General features: G+C 56.5%; 29 protein-coding genes and 1 tRNA gene. 12 read left to right on the top strand and 18 right to left on the bottom strand.

Annotation, left to right across the window (positions count from 1 at the left end; genetic code table 11):
• Positions 1-141: 141 nt before the first annotated feature.
• From KSP9073_RS13700 to KSP9073_RS13680, 5 genes are all read left to right on the top strand, one after another.
• Positions 142-906 carry an ABC transporter ATP-binding protein gene (locus KSP9073_RS13700; protein WP_108843538.1) on the top strand — a complete coding sequence of 255 codons (765 nt, stop codon included), beginning with the start codon at positions 142-144 and terminating at the stop codon, positions 904-906.
• The gene (locus KSP9073_RS13695) at positions 903-1,694 is read left to right on the top strand and encodes an ABC transporter permease (RefSeq protein WP_108843537.1); all 792 of its coding nucleotides are present in this window, start codon (positions 903-905) and stop codon (positions 1,692-1,694) included. Before KSP9073_RS13700 ends, KSP9073_RS13695 begins: the two co-directional genes overlap by 4 nt.
• A complete protein-coding gene (locus tag KSP9073_RS13690; RefSeq protein ID WP_108843536.1) occupies positions 1,691-2,704 on the top strand; it encodes an ABC transporter substrate-binding protein in 1,014 nt (337 codons plus the stop codon). Before KSP9073_RS13695 ends, KSP9073_RS13690 begins: the two co-directional genes overlap by 4 nt.
• Positions 2,705-2,970: 266 nt before the next feature.
• The gene (gene mntR / locus KSP9073_RS13685; protein WP_108843535.1) at positions 2,971-3,423 is read left to right on the top strand and encodes a manganese-binding transcriptional regulator MntR; all 453 of its coding nucleotides are present in this window, start codon (positions 2,971-2,973) and stop codon (positions 3,421-3,423) included.
• 139 nt (positions 3,424-3,562) lie between these two features.
• Positions 3,563-4,981 (top strand): 3'-5' exonuclease family protein, encoded by a 1,419-nt coding sequence (locus KSP9073_RS13680; RefSeq protein WP_108843534.1) that lies wholly within the window; start codon positions 3,563-3,565, stop codon positions 4,979-4,981.
• Positions 4,982-5,010: 29 nt separating this feature from the next.
• Here the strand turns inward: KSP9073_RS13680 and KSP9073_RS13675 are convergent, their stop codons facing one another.
• Both KSP9073_RS13675 and KSP9073_RS13670 read right to left on the bottom strand, forming a co-directional pair.
• Positions 5,011-5,808 (bottom strand): alpha/beta fold hydrolase, encoded by a 798-nt coding sequence (locus KSP9073_RS13675; protein ID WP_108843533.1) that lies wholly within the window; start codon positions 5,806-5,808, stop codon positions 5,011-5,013.
• A gap of 61 nt (positions 5,809-5,869) precedes the next feature.
• Complete coding sequence (locus tag KSP9073_RS13670; protein ID WP_108843532.1) at positions 5,870-6,550, bottom strand: 7-cyano-7-deazaguanine/7-aminomethyl-7-deazaguanine transporter; 681 nt, start codon at positions 6,548-6,550, stop codon at positions 5,870-5,872.
• 260 nt (positions 6,551-6,810) lie between these two features.
• On the opposite strand from KSP9073_RS13670, the gene KSP9073_RS13665 reads away from it, so the two are divergent.
• Positions 6,811-7,083, top strand: coding sequence for an ArsR/SmtB family transcription factor (locus KSP9073_RS13665; protein WP_227876013.1), 273 nt, complete (start codon positions 6,811-6,813; stop codon positions 7,081-7,083).
• Between the two features lie 87 nt (positions 7,084-7,170).
• Here the strand turns inward: KSP9073_RS13665 and sohB are convergent, their stop codons facing one another.
• Positions 7,171-8,220 (bottom strand): protease SohB, encoded by a 1,050-nt coding sequence (gene sohB, locus KSP9073_RS13660; RefSeq protein WP_108843966.1) that lies wholly within the window; start codon positions 8,218-8,220, stop codon positions 7,171-7,173.
• A gap of 134 nt (positions 8,221-8,354) precedes the next feature.
• Here sohB and KSP9073_RS13655 point away from each other — a divergent pair, with 134 nt between their 5' ends.
• Positions 8,355-8,681 carry an SCP2 sterol-binding domain-containing protein gene (locus tag KSP9073_RS13655; RefSeq protein ID WP_108843965.1) on the top strand — a complete coding sequence of 109 codons (327 nt, stop codon included), beginning with the start codon at positions 8,355-8,357 and terminating at the stop codon, positions 8,679-8,681.
• A gap of 25 nt (positions 8,682-8,706) precedes the next feature.
• Here KSP9073_RS13655 and nudC read toward each other — a convergent pair whose 3' ends face one another.
• From nudC to KSP9073_RS13635, 4 genes are all read right to left on the bottom strand, one after another.
• A complete protein-coding gene (gene nudC, locus KSP9073_RS13650; protein WP_108843531.1) occupies positions 8,707-9,483 on the bottom strand; it encodes an NAD(+) diphosphatase in 777 nt (258 codons plus the stop codon).
• A 1-nt stretch (position 9,484) separates the two neighbouring features.
• Positions 9,485-10,219, bottom strand: a complete 735-nt coding sequence (gene dnaQ / locus KSP9073_RS13645) for a DNA polymerase III subunit epsilon (protein WP_108843530.1) — start codon at positions 10,217-10,219, stop codon at positions 9,485-9,487.
• A complete protein-coding gene (gene rnhA / locus KSP9073_RS13640; protein ID WP_108843964.1) occupies positions 10,216-10,671 on the bottom strand; it encodes a ribonuclease HI in 456 nt (151 codons plus the stop codon). The genes dnaQ and rnhA overlap by 4 nt, the downstream gene beginning before the upstream one ends.
• A gap of 61 nt (positions 10,672-10,732) precedes the next feature.
• Positions 10,733-11,599 carry a methyltransferase domain-containing protein gene (locus KSP9073_RS13635; RefSeq protein WP_108843529.1) on the bottom strand — a complete coding sequence of 289 codons (867 nt, stop codon included), beginning with the start codon at positions 11,597-11,599 and terminating at the stop codon, positions 10,733-10,735.
• Positions 11,600-11,729: 130 nt separating this feature from the next.
• Here KSP9073_RS13635 and gloB point away from each other — a divergent pair, with 130 nt between their 5' ends.
• The 5 genes from gloB to KSP9073_RS13610 are packed head-to-tail and all read left to right on the top strand — an operon-like array spanning position 11,730 to position 18,102.
• Entirely contained in the window at positions 11,730-12,497 is a 768-nt protein-coding gene (gene gloB / locus KSP9073_RS13630; RefSeq protein ID WP_108843528.1) for a hydroxyacylglutathione hydrolase, read from the top strand.
• A 15-nt stretch (positions 12,498-12,512) separates the two neighbouring features.
• The gene (locus KSP9073_RS13625; RefSeq protein WP_108843527.1) at positions 12,513-14,360 is read left to right on the top strand and encodes an extracellular solute-binding protein; all 1,848 of its coding nucleotides are present in this window, start codon (positions 12,513-12,515) and stop codon (positions 14,358-14,360) included.
• A 5-nt stretch (positions 14,361-14,365) separates the two neighbouring features.
• Positions 14,366-15,436: a microcin C ABC transporter permease YejB gene (locus KSP9073_RS13620; protein WP_108843526.1), complete on the top strand. Its 1,071-nt coding sequence runs from the start codon at positions 14,366-14,368 to the stop codon at positions 15,434-15,436.
• 3 nt (positions 15,437-15,439) lie between these two features.
• Positions 15,440-16,507, top strand: a complete 1,068-nt coding sequence (locus tag KSP9073_RS13615) for an ABC transporter permease (protein ID WP_279310077.1) — start codon at positions 15,440-15,442, stop codon at positions 16,505-16,507.
• A complete protein-coding gene (locus KSP9073_RS13610) occupies positions 16,504-18,102 on the top strand; it encodes an ABC transporter ATP-binding protein (protein WP_108843525.1) in 1,599 nt (532 codons plus the stop codon). The genes KSP9073_RS13615 and KSP9073_RS13610 overlap by 4 nt, the downstream gene beginning before the upstream one ends.
• An 81-nt stretch (positions 18,103-18,183) precedes the next feature.
• On the opposite strand, the gene KSP9073_RS13605 is transcribed toward KSP9073_RS13610, so the two are convergent.
• The 11 genes from KSP9073_RS13605 to cbiB all read right to left on the bottom strand — a co-directional run bounded on the left by KSP9073_RS13605 (position 18,184) and on the right by cbiB (position 25,999).
• Positions 18,184-18,966, bottom strand: a complete 783-nt coding sequence (locus tag KSP9073_RS13605; RefSeq protein WP_108843524.1) for an amidohydrolase — start codon at positions 18,964-18,966, stop codon at positions 18,184-18,186.
• A 290-nt stretch (positions 18,967-19,256) separates the two neighbouring features.
• On the bottom strand, positions 19,257-20,096 hold the full coding sequence (locus tag KSP9073_RS13600; RefSeq protein ID WP_108843523.1) for an alpha/beta fold hydrolase: 840 nt from the start codon (positions 20,094-20,096) through the stop codon (positions 19,257-19,259).
• A gap of 484 nt (positions 20,097-20,580) precedes the next feature.
• The gene (locus KSP9073_RS17525) at positions 20,581-20,934 is read right to left on the bottom strand and encodes a hypothetical protein (protein WP_133241030.1); all 354 of its coding nucleotides are present in this window, start codon (positions 20,932-20,934) and stop codon (positions 20,581-20,583) included.
• Positions 20,935-21,081: 147 nt separating this feature from the next.
• On the bottom strand, positions 21,082-21,222 hold the full coding sequence (locus KSP9073_RS17640) for a hypothetical protein (RefSeq protein ID WP_165814262.1): 141 nt from the start codon (positions 21,220-21,222) through the stop codon (positions 21,082-21,084).
• Between the two features lie 166 nt (positions 21,223-21,388).
• Positions 21,389-21,465, bottom strand: a tRNA-Pro gene (locus KSP9073_RS13590).
• Between the two features lie 80 nt (positions 21,466-21,545).
• On the bottom strand, positions 21,546-22,208 hold the full coding sequence (locus KSP9073_RS13585; RefSeq protein WP_108843521.1) for a metallophosphoesterase: 663 nt from the start codon (positions 22,206-22,208) through the stop codon (positions 21,546-21,548).
• 67 nt (positions 22,209-22,275) lie between these two features.
• Complete coding sequence (locus tag KSP9073_RS13580; RefSeq protein ID WP_108843520.1) at positions 22,276-22,431, bottom strand: YqaE/Pmp3 family membrane protein; 156 nt, start codon at positions 22,429-22,431, stop codon at positions 22,276-22,278.
• A gap of 50 nt (positions 22,432-22,481) precedes the next feature.
• Positions 22,482-23,006 (bottom strand): hypothetical protein, encoded by a 525-nt coding sequence (locus tag KSP9073_RS13575; RefSeq protein ID WP_108843519.1) that lies wholly within the window; start codon positions 23,004-23,006, stop codon positions 22,482-22,484.
• Positions 23,007-23,304: 298 nt separating this feature from the next.
• Entirely contained in the window at positions 23,305-23,949 is a 645-nt protein-coding gene (gene bluB, locus KSP9073_RS13570; protein WP_108843518.1) for a 5,6-dimethylbenzimidazole synthase, read from the bottom strand.
• Positions 23,946-25,061: a threonine-phosphate decarboxylase gene (locus tag KSP9073_RS13565; RefSeq protein WP_108843517.1), complete on the bottom strand. Its 1,116-nt coding sequence runs from the start codon at positions 25,059-25,061 to the stop codon at positions 23,946-23,948. Before KSP9073_RS13565 ends, bluB begins: the two co-directional genes overlap by 4 nt.
• Positions 25,058-25,999: an adenosylcobinamide-phosphate synthase CbiB gene (gene cbiB, locus KSP9073_RS13560; RefSeq protein WP_108843516.1), complete on the bottom strand. Its 942-nt coding sequence runs from the start codon at positions 25,997-25,999 to the stop codon at positions 25,058-25,060. Before cbiB ends, KSP9073_RS13565 begins: the two co-directional genes overlap by 4 nt.
• Between the last annotated feature and the right edge of the window lie 7 nt (positions 26,000-26,006).

Raw genomic sequence — 26,006 nt, 5'->3', positions numbered from 1 at the left:
ATCGAGACACATCGATGCTGAGAGTGGCCAGCCACAACCCGCAAGGCGTTCAAAAAGCGCCCATTACCTGATCCGGTTCATGCCGGCGGAGGGATTTCGAATCACGCAAGCCGTGCCCTTCGCCCTTTCAACAGGGCTTTCATGCGACCATCAGCTCCACCTTCCGATTCTCTCGTGCCTGATGGGCTTCGGGTGCTCAACGCACGCTTGGCCTTCGATGCTCGAGTGCTTTTCGACGATATATCCCTGTCACTTCCCGCATCCAGCTGGAGCTGTTTGCTGGGGAAAAGCGGCTGTGGCAAGAGTTCTCTGCTGCGCATGATGGCAGGGCTTGACGTCTCAAGTAATGCACACCTGACCCTGGTCGATAACTCCGACCGCCCTTTCAAGCAGCGTATTGCCTGGATGGGGCAGCAGGATCTTCTGCTTCCCTGGCGACGTGTGATTGATAACGTTCAGCTGGGGGCGGTCATGCGCGGTGAGCCGCAGGATGTTGATCGTGCCATGGCGCTTCTCGAACGGGTCGGGCTGGGTCGTGCTGCACGGCGCTATCCGCAAACGCTTTCCGGCGGAGAGCGTGCACGCGTGGCGCTGGCACGGACACTTTTCGAACAGGCAACGCTGGTGTTAATGGATGAGCCTTTCGCCGCGCTGGATGCGATAACTCGTCTGGATATTCACGCTCAGGCCTGTGAGCTGCTGTCGGATCGTATTGTGTTGATGGTGACGCATGATCCCCTCGAAGCGCTGCGGCTGGGGGATCAACTGCTGGTCATGCGAGGTAGCCCAGCGCGTGTCGAGCGTGTTCTGCCGCCCGAGGGCAACCCGCCGCGTAATCCTGCGACGCCTGCCATGAGTCACCATCACGGCGAGCTTTTAAACGCCCTGACGGAACAGACGTCATGACACGATTTCCCTGTCCGGCCCTGCTGCGCCTGATTCTGGCCTCTGCCGTGCTGACAGGGCTCTGGCAGCTGGTCATCCTGTGCGGTGTGCCGCGCTATATGCTGCCGGCGCCCTTGAGCGTCATGCAAACCCTGGTCGCACAGTCCGGGCTTTTATGGCATCACGCGCTGATCACACTTGGTGAAATCGTGGCCGGCTTTCTGTGCGGAACCCTTCTGGGCACTGTCACGGCACTGACGCTGTCGCGCTGGGCCTTTCTGCGCTCGACCGTGCTGCCGTTGCTGCTTTTGACTCAGGCGATTCCGGTATTTGCCATTGCCCCGCTGCTGGTCCTCTGGTTCGGCTACGGCCCGGGATCAAAAGTCGTCATGGCGACCTTGATCATCTATTTCCCGATTGCCTCGACCTGTTACGACGGCCTGCGCCAGACACAGCCCGGCTGGCTTGATCTGGCGACCACCATGGGCGGCAGTGCTCATCGTCAGCTTTTTTATGTCCGACTGCCGGCGGCCTTGCCGTCGCTGGCCTCGGGACTTCGCATGGCCGCCACGGCTGCCCCCATCGGCGCCATTATCGGCGAATGGGTTGGCTCCAGCGCCGGTCTTGGATATCTCATGCTGCAGGCCAACGGCCGCATGCAGACCGATCTCATGTTTGCTGCCCTGATCGTGCTGCTGGCAATCACTATCACACTTTATTTTACGGTCGACCGTTTGTGCCGTCTGGCCATGCCCTGGCAGCCGGACCGTACCGGCAGGCACGCGCTTATCAATGGAGAAATAACATGAAAAAAATGCTGGATCGACTGTGTTGGACAGCCCTTGTCGCCGTTTTGCTGAGCGGGACTGTCCGGGCCGACGAGCGTGCTGACAAAAATGCGCCCGCGCCTCTGTCCTCGCCCCCCGAGGCATCCTTGCGCCTGATGCTGGACTGGTATGTCAATCCAAGCCACGGGCCGATCATCATTGCCCAGCAAAAGGGGTTTTTTCGCGATCTCGGTCTAAAGGTCACCATCGATACACCCGCCGACCCAACGGCGCCGCCCAAGCTGGTGGCCGCCGGTCGGGAGGATCTAGCCCTGAGCTATCAACCCCAGCTTCATCTCCAGGTGGATGAGGGGCTGCCGGTAAAACGGGTTGGCACGTTGATTGGTACACCGCTGAGCGTCGTGATGGTGCGCGCCGACAGCGATATTCATCGATTCAGTGATCTCAAGGGCAAGCGAGTGGGCTACTCGGTGGGTGGCGTTGAAGAGGTGCTGCTGGAAGCGATGCTGAATCATTCAGGCCTTGCCATGAGTGATATCGAGCCCGTCAACGTCAACTTTGCCCTCACCCCTGCCCTTTTGAGCCGCCAGGTCGATGCGGTAACAGGCGCCTTTCGCAATTTTGAACCGGCCCAGCTGGCGCAGGAAGGCGTCGAAGGCCGCGCCTTCTTTATCGAGGAGCAGGGCGTGCCCATCTATGATGAGCTGATCTTTTTGGCCAATACCGAAACACTTGATGAAAAACGCCCGCTGGTCTCGCGCTTCATGAAAGCCATTGAGCAGGCCACGATGTGGATCGTAAACCATCCCGAGCAGAGCTGGACACTGTTCAAGGCCTACGATTCATCGCTGGACAATGAGGTCAATCACAAGGCATGGGAGGCCAGCATTGCCCGCTTTTCACTGCGCCCGGCAGCGCTTGATACGGCCCGCTATCGGGATTTTGAAAGCTTTCTGCTGGATCGCGGCGTGATTAAAAAGCGGGTACCTGTCGACCGTCTGGCCGAAGACGTCAATGCAGCCGGCGAGTGAGGGAAGTGTTTTCATTTCCTTATGAAATTACTCTTGAAGGCACTCATGAAAGTGTCGGAAGAGCACAGACATGACGGCAAAAGTCTGAGCGAAAAGCAGGGTAAAACTCGAGTACATAAAAAGGGTCACGGGCCTTTGAAATAAAGGTCCAGGGGCAGCTTTGGACAGAGGTTGTTGAATACGGCGTTGTTTACAATCCTTATTATAATAGTCAACTTTTATGTGTTACTTTTATTTCCGTTTCGGCGATCGATCAAGAGAGAGTCATGCCATCAACGTCCCACCACGAACATTTTGAGCGCGTGCGCCAGGATCACCAGCGTGAACTGGTAGAGGACTATGTGGAGGAAATCGCGCATCTGCATCGTCATCTGGGGGAAGCGCGTGCCAGTGATCTTGCTGACCGTTTCGGTGTCAGCCCGGCGGCCGTCTCCAAGGTCGTCACGCGGCTCAAGCGTGACGGGCTGGTCAATGCGCGTCCCTACCGGGGTATCTTTTTGACCGAGCAGGGAGAAGAGCTGGCCCATAAGGTGGCGGCACGCCACAGTGTCGTGTTGCAGGCGCTTTTGGCACTTGGAGTGCCCGAAAGCATTGCACGTGCCGATTCCGAAGGTATTGAGCATCACTGCAGCGATGAAACCGTCGCCGCCATGCATCGCTTTCTGGCCGATAATCCACACCTGGTGCCTGATTCGATTTCTCGCGTGACCAGCCGTTAACACCTCTCGTTTCCCATCCTGACGTTTCACTACCTATCCTGAATGAAGTGCTTCGCCTGCGGCCGTCATGGCTTGTCTGCAGGCGTGTTCATTTTTTTGTGTTCCAGCACGACGCTACAGGCGTCGGGAGACTCCGGTCATGTCGTCTCATCCAGGCGGGCAGACGCACCCGCCACTGGCGGATACGCCGCTGATCTTTATTGATCTTGAAACCACCGGCACGCGCGCTACCAGGGACCGTATTACCGAAATTGCAGCCCTTCGTGTATTGGATGGTCGGATTGTTGATCGCTTCGAGTCGCTGGTGGATCCGGACATTGATATCCCCGAGCGCATTGCCACGCTGACCGGTATCGACAATGCGCTGGTGGCGGGCGCGCCGGTATTTGAGGATATCGCCGACAGATTCGAACAGTGGCTGGGAGACGGCTGGCTCGTTGCCCATAACGCTCGCTTTGATTACAGCTTTTTGCGTAACGAGTTTCGGCGGATGGGGCGCGAGTTCCGACGACGCGTCGTCTGTACGCTCAAGCTGTCGCGAGCGCTGGACAAGAGCTCGCACCATCACGGTCTGGACGCTCTTTTGACGCGCTATCAGCTTGAGCCGCATTTGCCACGCCATAGGGCGATGGGGGATACCATGACACTGTTTTCCATCTGGCAGTATTGGTCCAGGCATCACTGTACCGAGCAGATCGAGACTCGGGTACTTGATCAGGAGCGTCGGCGCAGTCTTCCCGCGCAGCTTGACCCCGGGCTTCTTGATGAGATCCCCTCCCGGCCCGGCGTCTATCTTTTTTATGGGCATAATCAGCTGCCCCTTTATGTGGGCAAGAGCATCAATCTGCGCTCCAGAGTGCTGAGCCATTTCAATAACGATCACCGTAACGATCGTGAGATGAAAATCTGTCAGCAGACGCGTCATCTTGAATGGCATGAAACCGCGGGCGATCTTGGAGCGCAGCTGCTTGAGGCACGTCTGATCAAACAGCTCTCCCCCATTTATAACCGCCGGCTACGCCGCAGCGCCGGGCTTCATACCTGGTACTGGCCAACGGACGCGCAGGCGCCGCAACTGGCCGGACAAAAAACGCTGCACGAGGATGTGTCAGGCACACGCTACGGCATGTTTCGGTCGCGAAGAGAGGCCACTCAGGCGCTGACAAGCATCGTGGAACAGCAGCGTCTATGCCCGCGCGTCATGGGGCTGGAGCGAGGCAAGGGGCGCTGCTTTGCCTATCAGATCGGACGCTGTGCCGGCGCCTGCTGCGATCAGGAAAGTCTGGAATCGCATACCCTGCGCGCTCGCGAGGCGCTTGAAAGCCTGCGTATCAGACACTGGCCCTGGGAGGGCCGCGTGGCCTTCAGAGAAATGGCCAGTGATCAGGAGGTGGTTTACCACCTGGTGGACCACTGGTGCTATCTCGGCAGTGTGGAAGATCTGAATGCGGCGCCGGCTGCGCAGGACATTGCCTTTGATGCCGATACCTACAAGATCCTGACGCGCTTTCTTGTCAACGAACATGAGGGCATAAGCATTATCCCGCTCGAAAAGTAAGGACCAGGCGGGATAATGAGCGAGCCGTGTTACCTGCTCCGGTCAGTATTCAAAAAGGCATCAATGGCCCGAATAAAGGCCTCGGGCTGTTCGGCATGGAGCCAGTGGCCGGCGCCCTTGATGGTATCGACTTTGGAGGCCGGCATGATATCGGCAATCACGGGCAGCGCATCGTCCGTGACGTAGTCGGAATGTTCACCGCGCAGCACCAGCGCCGGTCCTGTATAGGGAGCCTCTCCTCCCGGTGGCGCCACGATGTCGCCGTACCCTTCTTCGATAAAATCGAGTCCGACACGCCAGCCCAGAATCCCCTGGTCGTCGCGCATCAGATTGGTGGCCAGAAACTGCCTTGTGGTGCGGTTGTCGATGGCCTCTGCCATGGCCTCATCCGCCTCCTTGCGCGATTCCGGCAGGGCATCCTCGACCAGGCGATGGGCACGAAAGATATCGTCATGGCCGTGCTCATAGGCGATGGGGGCAATGTCGGCCACGATCAGGCGGGCAACGCGCTGCGGGTGACATCTGGCCATGGTCATGGCCACCTTGCCCCCCATGGAGTGTCCCAGCAGGTCACACTGCTGGATATCCAGCTGATCCATGACGCTGAGCACATCGGCTGCCATGTCCTCATAGCGCATGCCGGACGTATGGCCCGAGCGGCCATGGTTGCGAAGGTCCACGGCCACGACACGTCGCGTTTGACGCCAGTGCCTGATATGAGAGCGCCAGTTGTCGGCGCTGCCGAAAAGGCCGTGCAAAACCACGAGTGGCAAGGTCCCTGCCTGTTCCGGTACACCCGAATCCGCGTAGTGAAGCTCGATACTCATGAAGTCTCCGTCACCCTGTTCCTGTCAATGCCATGATGCTCTGATCGCTTTTGAACCTGCATCACCGGTGTTCCCTGCCATCAGATGACTGCGTTTCCACGCCGGAAAGTCGAAGCAGGCAACGCTGTAGCCAGATCAACAGCATGGCGTAGAGGGGAAGAAACAACAGCAGGCTGATGGTGAGTTTCACACCATAGTCGACCAGTGCTATTTCAATCCAGTGCTCGGCCATGAAGGGGTCAGGGCTATGCCAGAACGCCACGAAAAAGAAGATAAAGGTATCCAGCAGATTGCCGAGAATAGTGGAACCTACCGGGGCCAGCCACCAGGGCGACATTCGTCGCAGCTGATCAAACACCAGGATATCCAGTGCCTGGCCCAGGACATAGGCCATAAAGCTTGCCAGCGCGATACGGCCGACAAAAATATTAAAGGACCAGAGGGACTCCAGACCTCGCCACTGCCCCTGTTGAAACAGTACGGAAATCAGATAGGAAACCACCAGTGCCGGCAGCATGACTCGGGAGATGAGACGTCTTGCCGCACGCCGACCCATGAGACGAACGGTAAGATCAGTGGCGAGAAACAAAAAGGGGAAGCTGAAAGCGCCCCAGGTCGTATGAAAGCCCGCAAGCGTGATGGGCAGTTGAACAAGATAGTTACTGGCTGCAATCACCAGAATATGAAAAATGCAGAGCACAAAAAGCGCAATACGCATTTTGGCATAGTCAAATATGAGCATTGTCGGGTTTTTTAATCGATTTATGTGAACCAGAAAGGTATAAAATCATCTAACCGTGAGCGCTAATCCAGAGGCTGTTTGATGAGCGAGTTAATCGATTCATCGATGCCATGGCACACGGTACTGCACTGTTGGGACGCCGAAGGTTGCCAGACACAATATTTGGACAATAGCGCACCAACATGCAGAGCGTTTTTTTTCACAAGGAGTTAAAAATGAGTGTATGTGCCACTGCACCGATCGCGACAGCGGGGTGCGAAATGGTCATTCTCGATTCTGCACCGCTGCTCAAGGCCATGGCCAACGAAAACCGACTGCGCATTCTCTGTCTTCTCAGGGAAGGTGAAATGTCCGTTTCGGAACTGAACAGCAAACTGGACCTGAGCCAGTCGGCCCTGTCACAGCATCTGGCTGTCCTGCGCCGTGAGGAGCTCGTTAACACACGCCGTGCTTCCCAGACGATCTATTACTCCCTGCGTGGCAAGCACGCCGAGGCAGTCATCGATACGCTGGCAGGACTTGATCGGTCCTGATTCTGGTACGTGGTTTGAGTAAGCGGCCTGCCCCCTGACATGGGCAGGCCGCTTGTCTTTCAAAAGACGCTAATCTTTCAAAAGGCGCTACTGTTTTTCCCAGCGCAACCGCACCACGCGATCGATGGCTCGGTCGACGCCACGCTCAATTGCCCCTTCGGCGCCCTTTCCAAGCCGCTCCAGCATCGAGCGCTGCGGCTTGAGACCGACTTCCAGAATCTGCCACTGATCGCTGCGTGCCTGCAGCCATGCCTCGCTGGTATTGACCTCATCGATCAATCCCAGATCAATGGCCTGCTGGCCGTACCAGATATCTCCTTCGCTGACCTGCTCGATATCCAGTGCCTTGCGCCGGCTTGCCACCCACGACTTGAATAGATCATGGGTCTTTTCCAGATCGTCCAGAAACTTCTGACGTCCTTCTTCGGTATTTTCGCCCAGCATCGTGAGCGTACGCTTGTGACGTCCGGCAGTCAGAATTTCGACGTCGACATCGTTTTTCTTGAGCAGGCGATGCAGATTGGGAATCTGAGCGACGACGCCAATCGATCCGATCACGGCAAAGGGCGCGGCAATTAAATGATCGGCGCAGCAGGCCATCATGTAACCGCCGCTGGCGGCCACCTTGTCAACGCTGACCGTGAGTTTGAGGCCGGCCTCGCGCAGGCGGTCCAGCTGAGCGCTGGCCAGACCATAGGCATGAACCAGTCCCCCGCCGGACTGCAGGCGCACCAGCACTTCGTCTCCAGAGCTTGCCGTCATGAGGATACTGGTAATTTCTTCTGTAAAGGCCGGTACACGCGAGGCGCGAAGGTCTCCGTCAAAATCCAGTACCCAGAGGTTATTGCGACGCTCATCAGCCTGTTCATGTTTTTTGGCTGTTTTTTGTTCTGCCTTGCGCGCCTTCAATCGAGCCTTGATGTTACGCTCGCGCGCACCTTCTTTAAGGGTGGCATCCTCAAGTGTTTCGCGATGGCGCCGAAAATATTCTCCGCGGTTACGCACATGAAGTCTGGCGCCGCGTTCCTGGCGCTGGCCACGCGCTCGAACCACAAGCATCAGTATCACGGCAATGGCCGCGACGACCGTGACACTCTGTGCCAGAAACAGCGCGTAGCTGGATAACCATTCGCCCACGTTTTTCACCTCCCGGGTATAACGGATAGAATGCGCGCCATCATCGCACATGACGTCTGAATGTGCTGAAGACCAGACATCGCGAGCCATGAAATGGCTATCATGTATTTTTTAATCATCAACCGGATATGAAGATGGTCGATACCGCACCACTTATTGCAAAACTTCACGAACGCTTTGACGCAGAAGCAGCAGCGGGTGTTCACGAGACCCTGCAGCTCGAGCTGGATGAAGGGCCCCGCTACTTTGTTGTCATCAATGACGGAACGTTAAATGTTCAGGAAGGGAATCATGACGCCCCTTCCGTCACGCTGATGACAGACACTCGTACCTTTGAGCGACTGATCAACAAGGAGCTCAGCGGCATGCAGGCCGTCATGTCCGGCAAGGTACGCGCACGTGGCGACATCATGCTGGCCTCTCGCCTGACGCGCCTTTTTCGACGTCGCAACGACGCTTGAGCCAGTACTCCCATGCCCTGATGGTCTACTCCCGGACCGCACTCCCTCTAAGGAAGTTTTCGATCAGGGCACTCGAGATGGAATAGGATGGTGGCAATCCCGGTAACTGATCGGCGGTAAACCAGTCAGCTGCCTCGATCTCGATCCCGTCGATATGGAGTTCACGGCTGGCGGCTTCGGCGTAAAACCCCATCATGAAAGAGTGCGGCATCGGCCATGACTGGCTTTTGAAGTAGCTGACCCGCCCTACTCTGACACCGACCTCTTCAAAAACCTCGCGGCGTACGGCCTCTTCTGCTGATTCTCCCGGCTCGATAAATCCGGCCAGCGTGCTAAAGCGTCCCGTGGGGAAACGTGGGCTGCGTGCCAGCAGCAGCTGATCACGCCAGGTTACCAGTGTAATAATGCACGGCGATATTCTGGGGTAGCTTCGAAAGCTGCAGGTGGGACACGCCATCATGAACTCGCCGGAGCGACGCCGCATGCGGGTACCGCAGCGTCCGCAGAATCGATGATCCTGTGACCAGCGCACAATCTGGAGCGCTGTGGATAGAAGCCCAAAGGACTGTTCGGGCAGCGCGCCCAGCCAGTGACGTGCCGGCAGCCAATGCTCATCACCGGGCTCCGACAATACGGCCACCGGCACCTCGTGCCAGTACCCGATGGCAATGGCGCCGTCAGGCCAGCGAGCGCGAGGCTGCAGGACTCCGCCCTGTCCATTGTCGGCAATGCCATGCTCTCCGATACGAATCAGATAGCCTTCGTGGCAGTTGCCAAGCGTTCGAATATCGCGTGTCAGCACCTCAACCCCCCAGTTTGTCCCAGAGACAGATACCCTTTTCACGCAGTTTGGCCAGCTTTTGCTGGTGTGCCTGCACTTCCTCGTCACTGGCGGTAATCACTCGCAACGGCGCACGGTCGGCTGCCAGCCGGCGAATGGAAAATCCCGTGTGGCCGCTGTTATTACTGTCGGTGTCACGTTCGGCACCCAGCGTCAGTGCGGTCTGCCCCCCGGTCATGGCCAGATAGACGTCGGCCAGTATTTCGGAGTCCAACAGGGCGCCGTGCAGCTCACGATGACCATTATCGATATCGTAGCGCTTGCACAGGGCATCCAGACTATTGCGCTGCCCCGGATGACGGTCACGGGCCATCTTCAGGGTGTCGAGGATGCTGCATTTTGACGCCAGCGGGCCCAGCGCATCATTGCCGCGCGCCCGGTTGACCATGGCAAATTCGTGATCGATGAAGCCAACGTCAAAGGGGGCGTTATGGATCACCAGTTCAGCGCCCTGAACAAACGCCCAGAACTCGTGGGCAATGTCTGCAAATAAAGGCTCATTGGCCACACGAGCATCGGTAATGCCATGTACTTCAATGGCTTCCGGGTCGATGGGACGTTCGGGATTGACGTACTGATGATAGTGTCGCCCGGTCAGGCGGCGGTTAATGACCTCGACGCCCCCGATTTCAATCAGGCGATGCCCGTCCCTGACCTCGATGCCCGTGGTTTCCGTATCAAGAACGATCTGTCTCATGACGTTTTCTCGCGGGTTTTAAGTTCATCCATGGCAGCATTCGCCAGCTGGTCGGCCAGTTCGTTGCCTTCATGGCCGGCATGGCCCTTGAGCCAGTGCCATTGGATATCATGTCGACGAGACTCTTCCAACAGCATCTTCCAGAGTTCGGCATTCTTGACCGGTGCTTTTGAAGCTGTCTTCCAGTCCTTTTTGATCCAGTTATAGATCCACTGGGTAATGCCCTGACGCACGTATTGCGAATCGGTCCAGAGCTCAATGCGACAGGGGCGGGTCAATGCCCGCAGGGCGGAGATGGCAGCCATCAGTTCCATGCGATTGTTGGTCGTATGCGCCTCGCTGCCCTTCAGGCATTTTTCGTGAGGGCCGCTGCGCAGCACCGCACCCCATCCGCCCAGGCCGGGATTGCCCCGGCACCCACCATCAGTATGGATAATGACATGGGGACACATGTCATCACTCACTGCGTCATCACTCACTGCGCGCCTCATGGTATCCGGTATCAGGACGCTATTATGCCATGACACCCGGGGAGGCTGCCGAGCTGCATTTTTCGTGGTGAACATGACCGGCGGGATTGGGGAGTGGTTTTTCAGGCGTTACAGACGGCAAGACAGTATAAAGCGGCTCTGGTGACTCAGAGCGCCTGCAGGCCAGCGCAGACACCTTGCTGCCGAGCATGGCAGCGGGGTCAAAGCGCTTTTTAAGTGGGATCATGCGACACATCTGGCGTTTGGCACTGATGACCCATGCCCGGCCAAGAGGGAGATTATGGCGCCGTCCCCAGCGCTCCATCAGCAGCCAGTCCGGCGTATTTTCAAAGGGCACAAAGCCGCAGTAATCGATACGCTCGATATTGAAATCGATAAACCTCAACCAGTCGCGCAGTCGTCCCGGCTTCAGCCAACGGCTACGCTGATAAAAGCGCTCGTTGCATCGCTTGAGTCGTGCAGGTCCTGCGATACCCAGCGGATGCCAGCCGATTAAAATCAGGCGACCGCTGTCGCTGGTAACCCGTGCAGCTTCACGCAGCACATGGGTAGGCTGAGGGGCCACTTCCAGCAGATGATGAACAAGCACCAGCTCCAGTGACTCATCGGCCAGCGGCAGGGCTTCCGGGCGGCAGATGAGTGTCGATGGGTGTTCGGCCAGATCGCGCTGTGGTGCCCACCCAATGCGGTGGCGAATACTGTCGTGGGCCAGCAGAGGCGGCGCCACACCCAGCTCGAGCGCATGCTGCACGCCGGATCGTGCCAGCAGTTGATGCAGGCACTGTTTTTCGGCCTGCCACTGTCGCCTGCCATGGGAGGTCTGCCAGTAACGCTGTCCGGCAAGAAACTGTTCACTGAACGTTGCCTGATCTGCGTGGTGATTTGACATGCAAAGCCCCTGATCGCATGGTTATCGCATTAAATGACCACCCCGGTTATCGAGGCTGACGGTTACCCGACACGCTCGCCATATCGGGCACCTTATACCCTTTTTTCAACCTACTTCATCAAGGATTGTCATGTTGACCGTCAAACCACTGCCGGCGTTCCAGGATAATTACATCTGGGTGATGGAACAGGACAACTCGGGCAGCGTTGTCGTTGTCGATCCGGGCGAAGCACAGCCGGTCGTCGACTATCTGGAGCGCACGGGCGCACGCCTTGACGCCATCCTGATCACCCATCATCACAAGGACCATACCGGCGGGCTTGCCGAGCTTAAAAAGCGCTACGCCCCGCACGTCATCGGCCCGGACAACCCCGATATTGGCGGCATCGATGACACTGTCGGAGAAGGTGATCGCTTTCGACTGATGGGACGCCACTTTGAGGTCATGGCCACGCCCGGCCACACACTGGATCACATCGCGTTTCTTTCCAGCGGTACACCGTCGCTGCTCTTTTGTGCCGATACCCTGTTTTGTGGTGGCTGCGGCCGTCTTTTCGAAGGCACCCCCGAGCAGATGCATCAGGCACTGACCCGCTTTGCCGAGCTTGATGATGACACGCTGGTCTTTGGTGCACATGAATATACGCTGTCCAACCTGAAATTTGCTCAGGCCGCCGAGCCGGACAATAGCGCTCGCGATGCCCTGCTCGACGAGTGTCAAAAGGCGCGAGCGCTGGACCGCCCCACCCTGCCCAGTACCATCGGCCGTGAGCGCCTCATCAACCCCTTTATGCGGGCGCATCTTGAAAGTGTACAGCGTGGGGTATCCGAGCAGGGAGAGAGCCATGATGCGCTGGCCACCTTCGCCACCCTGCGTGCCTGGAAAGATCGGTTTTGAAGGCGCCTTTATGACATGGCACGCATGATTCGAGAGTATGTCGTGCTGTGGGTAGTGCTCATGATGGCGCTGCCCGCTGGCGGGGTTCAGGCAGCCCCGGTCAGCGATGTGCCCACCGTGCATGGCCTCTCGCTCTATGACACTCCGGCACTTCCTGACGGCTTTGACCACTTTCCCTGGGTCAATGCACATGCCCCCAAAGGCGGTGACATGGTGCGTTCGGCACCGGGAAGCTTTGACTCACTCAATCCCTTTATCGTGCGTGGCAACCCTGCCGACGGGCTCACTTCGATGGGAGGACTGCCCTTTGATACCCTGATGGTGGAAAGCCCCGGAGAGCCCTTTTCCCTTTACGGGCTGCTGGCAGCGGGAATTCGGCTGGACCCGGACCGGCGCTGGATGGAAATCGATCTGGACACCCGGGCCCACTTTCATGATGGCAGCCCGGTGACGGCCGACGATGTTGTCACTACCTTCGAGACCCTGAAGACCATGGGCTCGCCCATGTATCGGGCCTACTATGCCGATGTCATCGGGGTCAAAAGACTTTCCCCGCGTACCGTGCGCTTTGAATTTGGCGAACATAATTCGCGTGAGCTGCCGCTGATTGTTGGGCAGATGCCAGTACTGTCGGCAAAAGACCTTCAGAGTCGCGATATTACACGGCCCACGCTTGATCCCCTGATGGGCTCCGGCCCTTATCGCATTGCCTCCACTCAACCCGGTCAGCGCATTGTCTACCAGCGTGACGATCACTATTGGGGCAAGGACCTGCCGGTCAACAAGGGGCGATATAACATTGATCGTCTGATCTTTGATTACTACCGTGACCCCGGCGTTGCCCTGACCGCTTTTCGAGCCGGCCGGGTTGATTTTCGTATCGAGACCACCGCACGTCACTGGGTCACCGGCTATGGCTTCCCGGCTGCGCGCCAGGGTCTGATCAAGCGTGTCGAAATCGAGGACCACAATCCCGCACCCATGCAGGGCTTTGTGATGAACCAGCGTCGGGAGATCTTCAAGGATCGGCGTGTTCGCCAGGCACTGGGGCTGGCGTTTGATTTCGACTGGCTCAATCGCAATCTGTTTTACGGTCTTTATGCCCGTACCCGTGGATTTTTCGATCACTCATCGATGGAGGCCACGGGAGTGCCGGGCGCTGCCGAGCGTGCTCTTCTGTCGCCCTGGCGCGACCAGCTGCCCGGCGAGGTGTTTGATTCTCCCCTGCCCATTGAGTCGCCAGAAACACTGCGCCCCAGACTCAAAAAGGCACTGGCGCTTCTCAATGAAGCCGGATATGAGGTAAAGGACAACCGGATGATCAATCGGGATACCGGACGGCCATTGCGCTTTGAGCTGCTACTGAGTGACGCCAGGCTCGAGCGCATGGCGCTGCCGATGGTGCGTAACCTTGCGCGCCTGGGCGTGGAGGTCAACCTTCGCACCGTGGATTCAAGTCAGTATCTGGTACGAATGCGTCAATTCGATTTTGACATGACGACGGCTGTCATTGCCCAGAGCAACAACCCCGGCAACGAGCAGCGCGAGTACTGGGGAAGTGAGTATGCCGACCAGCCCCAGAGTCGCAATCTGATTGGTTTGAAAAGCCCGGTCATCGATGATCTGGTCAATCACATCATTCGAGCCGATTCACGCAGGGATCTGGAGGCTGCTGCAGCGGCTCTGGATCGTGTCCTGCGCTGGGAATTTTACGTCATCCCCCAGTACCATTCGCCGGTCACACGCCTGGCCTACTGGAAAAAGATTGCCATGCCCGATCAAAGCCCCGAGTACGGCCTGGATCTCGACAGCTGGTGGGTCGATCCTCAGGGCGCCAGCACGATGGATGCCCATCAGGAGTAGCGCTCATGGCACGCTATATCGTAATGCGGGTGCTGTTGATGGCGCCGACACTGCTGGCGGTCCTGCTGCTCAATTTCTTGATCGTGCAGGCCGCCCCTGGTGGCCCGGTCGAGCAGATGCTGTCGCGTATCGAAGGAATGAGCTCAAGTGCAGCACTGGGCGGCAGCAGCGATGGCATTGTGGCCAGCGGTGATGCCAATCGTGGTACACGCGGTATCGATCCGGTCTTCATCGAGGAGCTCAATACGCAGTTCGGGTTCGACAAGCCCCTGTGGCAGCGCTTTGTCATGATGATGGGCGACTACGTCCGGCTGGATTTCGGCGAGAGTTTTTTTCGGGGCCAGTCAGTCACGACGCTGATCATTGATCGACTACCGGTATCCATCTCGCTGGGGCTCTGGAGCACGCTGCTGGTCTATCTTGTCTCCGTACCGCTGGGGATTCTCAAGGCAGTACGTCAGGGCAGCCGATTTGATCTGTGGAGTTCGGCACTGGTGATCTTGGGCTACGCCATTCCAGGCTTTCTGTTCGCACTGCTGTTGATCGTGGTCTTTGCCGGGGGCAGCTATCTCGACTGGTTTCCGCTGCGCGGACTGACCTCGCCCGATTTTGACCAGCTCTCCTGGTGGGGGAAAATCATCGATTATTTCTGGCATATCGCCCTGCCGGTCGCTGCCCTGACCGTTGGCAGTTTTGCCACCCTGACCTTTCTGACCCGCAACAGTTTTCTTGAAGAGATACACAAGCAATACGTGATGACCGCGCGTGCCAAGGGCGCCTCCGAACGACGCCAGCTGTATGGTCATGTGTTTCGCAATGCGATGCTGATCGTGATTGCGGGTCTGCCTTCTGCACTGGTGGGTATTTTCTTCACCGGGGCACTTTTGATCGAGGTGCTTTTCTCACTCGACGGGCTCGGGATGCTTGGGTATGAAGCCGTGCTGCAGCGAGACTATCCGGTCATCTTTGGCACGCTCTTTCTCTTTACGCTCATTGGCCTGGTGCTCAAGCTCATCTCTGATCTGACCTATGTGGCAATCGATCCGCGTATCGATTTTGAACGGCGGGAGAGCTAGCCCTTGGCCAATATTTCGTTTTTTCGGCTTTCTCCCCTCATGCGCCGTCGGCTGGCTGTATTTCGTGGCAATCGGCGGGCCATGGTCGCCAGCGCCCTGTTTCTGGCGCTGCTGCTGGTGACCCTGCCCGCCGAGCTGATTGCCAATGACACACCGCTGGTCGTGCGTTTTGACGGTCAGTGGTACTGGCCATTGTTTGTGGATTATCCCGAAACCGCCTTTGGGGGCTTTTTGCCCACTACCGCGTTCTATAGTGACCCGGCCGTGCAGGCATTGATTCACGCCAGGGGGTGGCTGATCCAGCCTCCCATCCCGTTTTCCTGGCAGAGTATCGATATGGCACTTGATACCCCTGCCCCGTCACCGCCGAGCCTTACGCACTGGCTGGGCACCGATGACCAAGGGCGCGATGTGCTGGCGCGCGTCATCCATGGCTTTCGACTGTCGGTGCTGTTTGCCGGACTTGTCACACTGGGGTCGGTGTTGATTGGCGTTATCGTGGGCGCTGTGCAGGGCTATTTCGGTGGCCGGGTAGACCTGGTCGGTCAGCGCGTCATCGAGCTATGGGCCGGCCTGCCCATGCTCTTTATTTTGATCATTCTTTCCAGTCTGGTTGTGCCCAGCGTCTGGTGGCTGGCGCTGATCATGATCGCCTTTTCATGGCTGGGGCTGGTCGATATCGTGCGCGCCGAGTTCCTGCGCGCACGCAATCTTGATTATGTGCGCGCTGCGCGCGCCATGGGATTACCGGCTCGGCTAATCATGTGGCGCCACGTTCTACCCAACGCCATGGTGTCCACCCTGACCTTTCTGCCCTTTATCTTCACGGGGGCCATTACCACGCTGACAGCACTTGATTTTCTGGGGTTCGGGCTGCCACCGGGGTCTCCCTCGCTTGGTGAGCTTGTGGCCCAGGGCAAGAACAACCTGCAGGCACCCTGGCTGGGACTCACGGCCTTCATGACACTGGCCGTTTTACTCTCGCTGCTGATCTTTATTGGCGAGGGGCTGCGTGATGCCTTTGACCCGCGCCACGCCGTACTTCCCATGAAAGGTCGCGCGTCATCATGAACAACGCCTGCGAAAAAACCGTGTTGTCGCTGGAAAAGCTGCGCGTGTTCGCTGATGACACCCCTATCGTGCATGGGATCAGCCTGAGCGTCGCGGCCGGTGAAACGCTGGCTCTGGTAGGAGAATCCGGCTCTGGCAAAACCATGACGGCCATGGCCGCGCTGGATCTGGTGCCGGCAGGCATTCGCGTTGAGGGCAGGCGGTCTCTGGGAGACACCCGACTTGAAACGCTGTCCCACCGTGATTGGGAAAATCTGCATGGCCGCCGAGTGGGCATCGTCTTTCAGGAACCGATGAGTGCGCTTAACCCGCTGCATCGCATCGGTCGGCAGATCGGTGAGGCCATTACCCTGCACCATCCGCTGCGCAGAGCGCCTTTGCGCGCGCGAATCCTTGAACTGATGCAGCAGGTGCATCTGCCGCGCCCCGAGCAGTTGATCAACGCCTGGCCTCATGAACTTTCCGGTGGGCAGCGCCAGCGCGTGGTCATTGCCATGGCGATTGCCAATCGCCCCGAGCTTCTGGTCGCCGATGAGCCCACCACCGCGCTTGATGTCACCGTGGCGCGCGAGATCCTCTCACTGTTGCGTGAACTGGCTGACTCGATGGGCATGGCGATGCTTTTAATTACGCACGATCTCAATTTAGTGCGTCACTGGGCTGATCGGGTATGCGTGCTGCACCATGGACGTGTGCAGGAAACCGGTATTACTCGAGAAGTACTGTCGCGCCCTACCAGTATTTATACTCAGGCCCTGATCGATGCCGAGCCGGAAGGCAAACCTGCTCCCGTACCGATACACGCCCCCGAGGTGTTATCGGCGAAGAACCTGGCGGTAGCGTTTCAACGGCCCCGTCGGCTCTTGCAGTCTCGACCTGCTGCCTTTATGGCCCTGAAACCTGTCTCCTTGACGCTACATCAGGGAGAAACACTTGGCATTGTGGGCGAATCCGGCTCTGGCAAGAGTACATTGGCGCTCGCGCTACTGAGGCTGATCAGCTCAAGTGGCGAGATATGGCTGGGCAATACCCGCCTTGATGCGCTGGATAGCCGTGCACTGCTACTTGAGCGTCGGCACATGCAGATCGTGTTTCAGGACCCTTTCGGCGCGCTGTCGCCCCGCATGACCATTGAAGATATCGTCAGCGAAGGGTTACGCTTTCACTTTCCCGAGCTGGACCGCCATGCGGTGCGTAAGCGAGCGATCGAGACGCTGGTATCGGTCGGTCTGGGCGCGGAGGTACTGACACGCTATCCCCATGAGTTTTCGGGTGGCCAGCGCGCGCGTATTGCGCTGGCGCGTGCCTTGATTTTAACCCCCCGCATTCTGGTACTTGATGAGCCTACTTCATCACTTGATCGTACGATTCAGCGCCAGCTGATTGAACTGCTCCGTGCGCTTCAGCACGAACGAAAGCTCAGCTATCTGTTTATCAGTCATGACCTGTCAGTGGTTCGTGCCATGGCCCATCGCCTGATGGTGCTCAAGGATGGTGAGATGATCGAGCACGGCGCAACACAGGAGGTGATCGATCAACCATGTCATGCCTATACCCGTCAGCTCATAGAGGCAGCATTTTATCGATCGAGCTGATTTGAACTGCGTTGGCGCGGTCATGTAAAAGCCCCGGGCGCTTACCGCGCCCGGGGCTTTTACATGAGGATGACAATGCCGTCACATATGCAGCGTGAAACGATCAGCATCGTGATGGGCTGGAAACTTTTCACGGAAGTCGTCAAGGCTTTGCTTGCCGATCACTCCCGTACGTACAAAGGCGCGATCGCGGGCCTCATCAATCAGGGCATCACCGCGATAATCGATCAGCATCGAGTCGCCGCTGTAGTTCAGTCCACGGGCATCATCGCCAACGCGATTGACACCGATCACATAGCTCAAGTTCTCGATGGCCCGTGCCTGCAGCAGCGTGCGCCATGGCATACGCCTGGCCGATGGCCAGTTGGCCACACACACCAGAACATCGTATTCACAATCAACATTGCGTAACCACACGGGAAAGCGAAGGTCGTAGCACACCGTTAGCAAAATTCTGAAGCCGTTTAGCTCCACAATGGCACGCTGATTTCCCATGCCATAGTGTTCGTTTTCCTCTCCCATTCGAAAGAGATGGCGCTTGTCATAAGTCGCCATGGTGCCATCCGGCCGTGCCCAGATAAGACGATTGAAGTAGTGCCCATCTTCAGCGATGGCCACACTGCCGGTAACCACGGCGTTATGGGTTTTCGCTGTTTGCTGCATCCACGCCACGGCCTGACTGTCCTGCATGGATTGCGCCATGCGCTCAGGCGCCATGGTAAACCCGGTTGCAAACATCTCCGGCAAAACGATCAGATCGCTGGTCGTGACTTCCTGCAACCACTCATCGAGCAGCTGGCAATTGGTGTCGATATCTTCCCAGCGAAGATCGGCCTGTACCAGTGTGGTTCTCAGTTCGCTCATGATAATGGCCCGGTGCCTGACAGTTTAGAAGCTGAAAATAAGTGTGTTGGTTGCTATCTCGGCCTTTGCAAAAAGACACGTTGCCATCATATTTTTGTCATTTTAGTCGGTCATGATGTCTCTGCCGGAAAAGAGAAAAAATATCGTGCAGGGAAGCACACTGACAGGGAGTCCGATGGCAACAGGAGGTTGATTGACCTTGGCACGACTTCCGGTAACAGCGACAGGTATCATGTCTAACGGCCAGCTCATCCGCTGGCCGAATTTTTAGCGATTACTTCGTTTTTTGATCAACGCCCCTGCTTCAGAAAATCAATCAGCAGCGCATTAAGTTCCTGAGCATGAGTGAAGTTCAGGCCATGTGGGCCGTCCCTCACGATCTCAAGCCGAGCATTTTTAATCATGTCTGCCGAGCGTTGACCACTGTTGGCCAACGGCACGATCTGGTCGTCGTCGCCATGAATGACCAGCGTGGGCACATCGATACTCTCCAGATCCTGACGAAAGTCCGTCAAGCCGAAGGCCTTGATGCACTCCTGCGTCGCTCTGGGAGAAGCAAAATTGGCAATGCTCTGATTGTAGGCCAAAAGCTCATCTGAAAGCGTTGGTGCTCGACCGTCATGATTGACGAACAGTTTGCCGAATCCACCCAGAAAACCGGGTCGATCCTTTTTCACATTGGCCAGCATGTCATCAAAAATTGACTGGTCCACGCCTTCAGGATTGTCATCGGTTTTGAGCATGTAAGGCGGCACTGCGCCGATCAGCACGGCACTGCGGATACGTCTGCTGCCGTGGCGTCCCAGATAGCGGGCAACTTCTCCCCCACCCATTGAAAAACCGACCAGCGTCGCATCGGTAAGGTCCAGATGTTCAAGCAATCCTTCCAGATCGTCGGCCAGCGTATCGTAGTCGTAACCATCCCAGGGCTTTTCCGAGTCTCCAAAGCCGCGACGGTCATAAGCGATGCAGCGATAGCCGGCTTCGGTCAGGGCATTGACCTGATACTCCCACATGCGGTGGCTTAACGGCCAACCGTGGATCAGCACTACTGTCGGCCCCTGACCACAATCCTGATAGTAGAGGTCGATCACATTGTTGTTGCTGTCGACAATATTGGCGTAGGCCATGAATCGGTCTCCTTTGCGGGTACGTCGCCTGACGAGGGCTTGCTGTGCGTCATAGCCGCAGGATAGCTCAGCGTTTCGATGCCTGCATGCCGTGGGATCCAACCATAAAAAGCCGCCTTTCCAGAGGAAAGGCGGCGAAAGGACCTGATGATGAGGAGAGAATCCATTCCAGCACCTGACATACCGAAATGAATCAGACGCCGTGGCGTCTGAGAAACACTTTGAACGATCCTGAAAAGGAAATCAATGCAAAAGAGAATAATTTTTATTTGAGAGGGTATGGCATCTACTGAGCGGCGGCCAAAAAAAACCGCCTCAAGGAGGCGGTGTGAGGTTTGGACAGTCAGCCGTTTAGTCAGGATAAGCCAACTGTCACTGCTCCTCATCAAGCAGTAATCATATGTAAACAGTATACCGCACTTTTTGCAGGATTTTGGCGTAAATCTGACAATGAATGCCATTATCAGAATCTACCTCATCGTGCTTATCCCTGCCCTTCGCAGGGATACCACTTTTGGCGCTGATCAATGATCTGACGAGGATAGCCGGTCATCTGGATGGCAGGATGCTTCATGGCTTCGGCACGCAAAATGTTGACATGCATGTTGTGCGGGGAATCGACAGAAACCACCTTGCCGATCATCAGGAAATTTCCCCAGAGCTTGTCGCTGTAGGGTTGGCACATGTTCATGCCGTTATATCCGACCAGGGGTGGCGGTGGCGGCACTGCTGCAGCGCTTTCCGATTTATCTGACGAAAAAAGAGAACAACCTGACAATGTCGCGAGGGCTGTCATGATGATCAGTCCTTGTGTAGCGCTTTTCAATTGATGAGCCACGCTTTTCTCCTGAGCCTGCAATGACTAGAGATTAATGCTTCTTAAGCAGCAGGCAAGTTCACCAGCCGCGCGCGCCAGCATAACCGTGACTCGACAGCCTTGTCCCTGGTATTTTTGTAGGACTCCTCGGGTTCAGTTACGAAGAGTCTATGAAGATTTTTTACGCCAGAGATCCCATGCCACACCGCAGGCAACGCCGAGAAGAATGGCAGATGCCACGCTCTGGGTCGGCCACCACGCCACCAGACCAATTATTGTGCCGACAAGCATTCCGGGAAGCTTTTTCATCGTCCTGTCTCCTGATGTATTGGCTCACTCACCTTATCGAACAAGCGAATGCCTGTGACATGAAGATGCGGTTATAAAAGAGACCTGCCAATACCATGTTGCCAACGTCTGGACACGAAAAAGCCGCCTCAGCGATTAACCTGAAGCGGCTTGTTCATCAAACTTTTGGTCGGGGCGACAGGATTCGAACCTGCGACCTCCACAACCCCATTGTGGCGCGCTACCAAGCTGCGCTACGCCCCGACGCTGTTCCCGATATTTGCGAGAACGGGGCGTATCCTACATCACTGTTATGCAAAAGGAAAGAGGGAGTTCACAAACATTCAGGGATTCCCGTCCTTTTTCATCATGGCAGCGATGTCTTCGAGTTTTTCCAGACACACGCGACCACTGAAAAACGACCCAACATCAATGTATCGTACGTTTCCAAGCGTTTTGGGCGCAGGCACAGGCGTATGTCCCACTACTACGGCGTCAATGCCGGGAACAATGTGATCAAGACCGGATTCGATGCGCTGTCGCGACCAGAGAAGCGTTTCACGAGATGTTTTACGGATGTCCGCCCAGTCTTTGGGAGGCTCGGCGTGAACGATGCCCACCGTGCCGTTTGAGGTCTCTATCTCGAAGGCCAGCGGCATTTTCATCATGGCGTCTGCAAGGCGGTTTCTCAGCACGACCTTGTCATGATCTCGAGACCACTCTCCCCCATTGCTTAACCACTGCCCCCAATGATTATCAAACAGTGCATTGCGCGCCATCATTTCGTGATTGCCGGTTACCGCAAAACACCAGGGCTGATGTACCAGCTCCAGGCATTTCAGGGAATCGGGGCCGCGGTCGATCAAATCTCCCACGCTAAAAAGCCGATCCTTGCCGGTATCAAATTCAACTCGGGTCAGCTCACGCTCAAGTAATGCGTAATGCCCGTGCAGATCGCCAACGACATAGTCATGACCGCTGTCATTGCGCTCGAATCGCTTGAGCATTCATGGACTCCGATAAGTATTGAGCAAAGGCCGCATCATAAACGAAATGCGCCCCTTTTTTGACAGGTCATGTGACAACGATGAGGGCATGAATAATACCGGGTACATAACCCATCAGGGTAAGAAACAGATTCAGCCAGAAAGGGTCGCCGATACCGACAGCCAGGTAGACCGCCAGAGGAGGCAATAGAAAGGAAAGCACAATCAGGGAGACAGGATCCATTGAGAAGGTCTCAATGGCAGAGCCCCTCAGGGCCCTGCCAGTATACCGGTTTACCAGTTGATGGCGCTTTGGACCTGCCCGGGTGTCAGGACGTGACGAGCGTACTCCTGACCCTGCCTGGAACCGGCATCATATGGATTTTTGGTGTTGATATAGGCGACCAGTACCTGATCGTCCTTGGTGGCGATGACATAAGGCGGCGTTGAGCCACTACGATCCTTCGCCTGGCGCTGCATCTGCTCCCACTCCTGTTGCGGATAGGTCGCCAGAGCCAGCAAGGGTTCAGGGGTATTATTGAGCTCAAAATTCTTGTAATAGAACACCGCCATGTTCTGCGCATCGATGCGTTGATCATTCCACTCAAACGTATCGCGCTGGACAACGCTGTTCTGCCAATTTTCAGGATAGGTAAAGCTATAGCCGACCGTTGTATTGCGATAGCCCTGCTCGGACTGTTGGATCACACTATCAATATTGGGATCCTGCTGTTTCGGCTCGGAGCTTGAGCAGCCTGCCACGGCAAACATGGCGCCTGCTATGGCCAGCGTGGTGGCCCCTTTTTTAATAAATGACATCCAGCATCCTCCTTGAGTCGATAAGTCCTGCACAACTCAATATAGCGCATCTCATGATTTAACAAATGATTCGCCATAAATCGGATGCTTCATCCTCGAGCATGAATGAGAAATAACACTTTTTGTACGAACGCTTAATCACGCTGGATTTGCCGCCCAAGAGGCAATGGTCCGCCGTAAAGAGAAAGGAGATGTCATGCAGACAGCTTTTGCAGGGAGATATCGCAGAGAAAATCAACCGATGTCATCGGTCAAACAGTCACACGACGGCGGTTCGATAAAACTCGGGGGAACGCGGTTATTCGGGCCAGCCATCAATGCCGATCAGATCCTTGAGCGAACGGCGTTGGTCCCATCCCTGTTGCTCCAGCATGGGCATGCTATAAAAGGCATCGACATGGCCAATACATAAAATGGCAATGGGCCATGTGCTTTCGGGAGCCTGAATCAGTGATTTCAGCGTTTCGGGGTCAAAAAGTGACACCCAGCCAACGCCGATACCTTCGGCTCGACCGGCCAACCAGAGGTTCTGGATCGCACAGCTGGCCGAGGCCAGATCCATCTCGTTCAGCGTACGTCGCCCGAAGACATATTTTTCGCGAGCCTCGCACAGTGCCACGACCCATAACTCCGGGCATTCACGAATCCCTTCCACCTTGAGTTTCAAAAACGCCTGACCGCGCTCATCAAGGGCCTGCGCCGTGGCGTGACGCTCATCATCGACCATCTGCGCCATGGCTTCACGCAGGGCGGAATCGCGAATACATATAAATCGCCACGGCTGCATATACCCCACACTTGGCGCGTCATGGGCGGCCTCGAGCATACGCTGCATCACGTCCTGATCTACAGGATCAGGCAGGAAATGGCGCATATCACGCCGCTCACGAATGACGCGATAGATCGCCTCTCTTTGTGCCCTGCTATATGCGTGTTGATTCATGACCGTATGTCCATGATCTTTTGAGCTGCTGACATTGCCTGCTTCAGATGACGAATGGCGTCTGCACTTTCATCATGCAATCCGAAGCGCAAGATTGCCCGTTGTGCATTCATCAACCAAAGCCGCGTAAGAACGCCCTGAGGTAAAAACGCCTCATGCCACTGGCGGGCACGTTCAAGCGACATCTCAAATCCATTGAATAGTGCGCTTTGACGCCAGCGCAGGACATCGCCATGAGTTTTGAGTTGTCTTTCAAGCCACTGTCCCTGCTGTTGACTGGCTCGATGTAGCCGCCCTCTCATCCGGCACTGCCAGGCATCATCTGAAAAGGCTTCCATGCCGGCTTGTTGGGTCGGCGATGTGACTTGCCAGGGGCCCTTTAAAGACGATAAATGCGTCATGACGTCTGATTGTGCTCGCCCCACGATGGTCCCCAGACGCAGGCCGGCCAAACCAAAAAACTTGCCCAGCGAGCGCAGTACAATGACGTTATCAGCGATATCGGGCAGCAGGCTTTGCTTGGGTGTGGCATCAGCAAAAGCTTCATCGACAATCAGCACGGCCCCCTTGTGCTGAAGCTCGGCGGCCAGCGTGTGCAGGATTCCAGGCGATAGATGTTGCCCACCGGGATTGTTGGGGTTAATGACAACCACGGCCCGCAGACTGTTTGTATCCGCTGTTTTTTCGATCACGGCTTCAGGGTGGTCGGCATCGTACAAAAGCATCTGGTGCCCGGCACGCTGCCAGCCCCACTCATGTTCCCGGTAGCCGATATCCGGCAGGGCCACTGTTCCCGATTCGATGCAGTGTGGCAGGTGCTCGATAGCCCACTGCGATCCGGGAATGTTCAAAAGTATCAGTGACTCTTGAAAGCCGTTTTCGCCAGTCCCGAGCGGGCCGCCCAGATAATAGCGAGCCGCCGCTTCATGAAGCGCCTGATCCTGATCCGGCAGTGCCTGGCAAGCACTCGCATTGATAGGCGTGATCGGATAGGGCCAGGGATTGATTCCGGTAGACAGGTCCAGCCAGTCACGTCGCTCGATACCATAACGACGACTGACCTCAAACAGTCGACCGCCGTGTATGGGAGAAGTGTCAGGTGCAACGGTCATGACAATACCCACGCAATAATGAACAGTGCGGTCAGCCAGATCAGCAACGCCTTCCGGATTAGTGTGCAGGCGCGATCGATATCGAGAGGGGCCGCAGGACGCCCAATGCCCAGCAGCGGGCTTTCGACACGTTTGCCGTGATAGATACCGCCACCCCCCAGCTGTATCCCCAGCGCCCCGGCGCCGGCGGCCATGACCGGTCCGGCATTGGGGCTTTTCCAGCTTCTGCCCTGCCTCCACCAGCATCGCATGGCTGTGCCACAGGTGTTTTTTGAGGCCTGCCAGTGCCAGCCGGCCAGTGAATAGGACAGCGCGGTCAATCGAGCCGGTATCCAGTTCATGACATCATCAACACGTGCAGCAATGCGTCCGAAATAGAGATAGCGCTCGCTGCGATAGCCCCACATGGCATCAAGCGTATTAACCACCCGGTAAAGGACAACCCCCGGGACTCCGGCGACGGCAAACCAGAAAATCGCGGCAAAAAGCGCGTCGCTGCCGTTTTCGAGCACAGATTCACAGGTAGCGCGTGATATTTCGGAAGCATTCAGCTGTTGGGTATCCCGACTGATCAGCATGGCGACCTGTTGGCGTGCAGCATCAAGGTTATCCTTTAAAAGCGGTTGATAAACGCGTTGGGCATGTTCAATCAGGCTTTGTCGTCCAATGGCCAGATAAAGTATCAGGACCGCCAGCAGCCCATGCCAGAAACCCTCAACAATCTGATCCACCCAGAGGGTGGCCAGCATGATGGGCGTGATGACCACGAGCCAGCCTATGAGCCCGGCGACAAGTGTTTTTGAGTATCGCTTTTTTTTGGGGTAAACCCATTTTTCGACAGCGGTGACCCACCGCCCCAACCCAACCAGTGGATGAAACCGACGAGGTTCCCCCAAGAGTTGATCAACAATTAAAGCTAACGAAACAATTAACCACATAGAAGAT

The sequence above is a fragment of the Kushneria phyllosphaerae genome (assembly GCF_900312995.1).
In the GTDB taxonomy this organism is placed as follows: Bacteria; Pseudomonadota; Gammaproteobacteria; order Pseudomonadales; family Halomonadaceae; genus Kushneria; species Kushneria phyllosphaerae.
The sequence above is the reverse complement of the archived record's forward strand: the minus strand, read 5'-3'. Positions and strand labels throughout refer to the sequence as shown.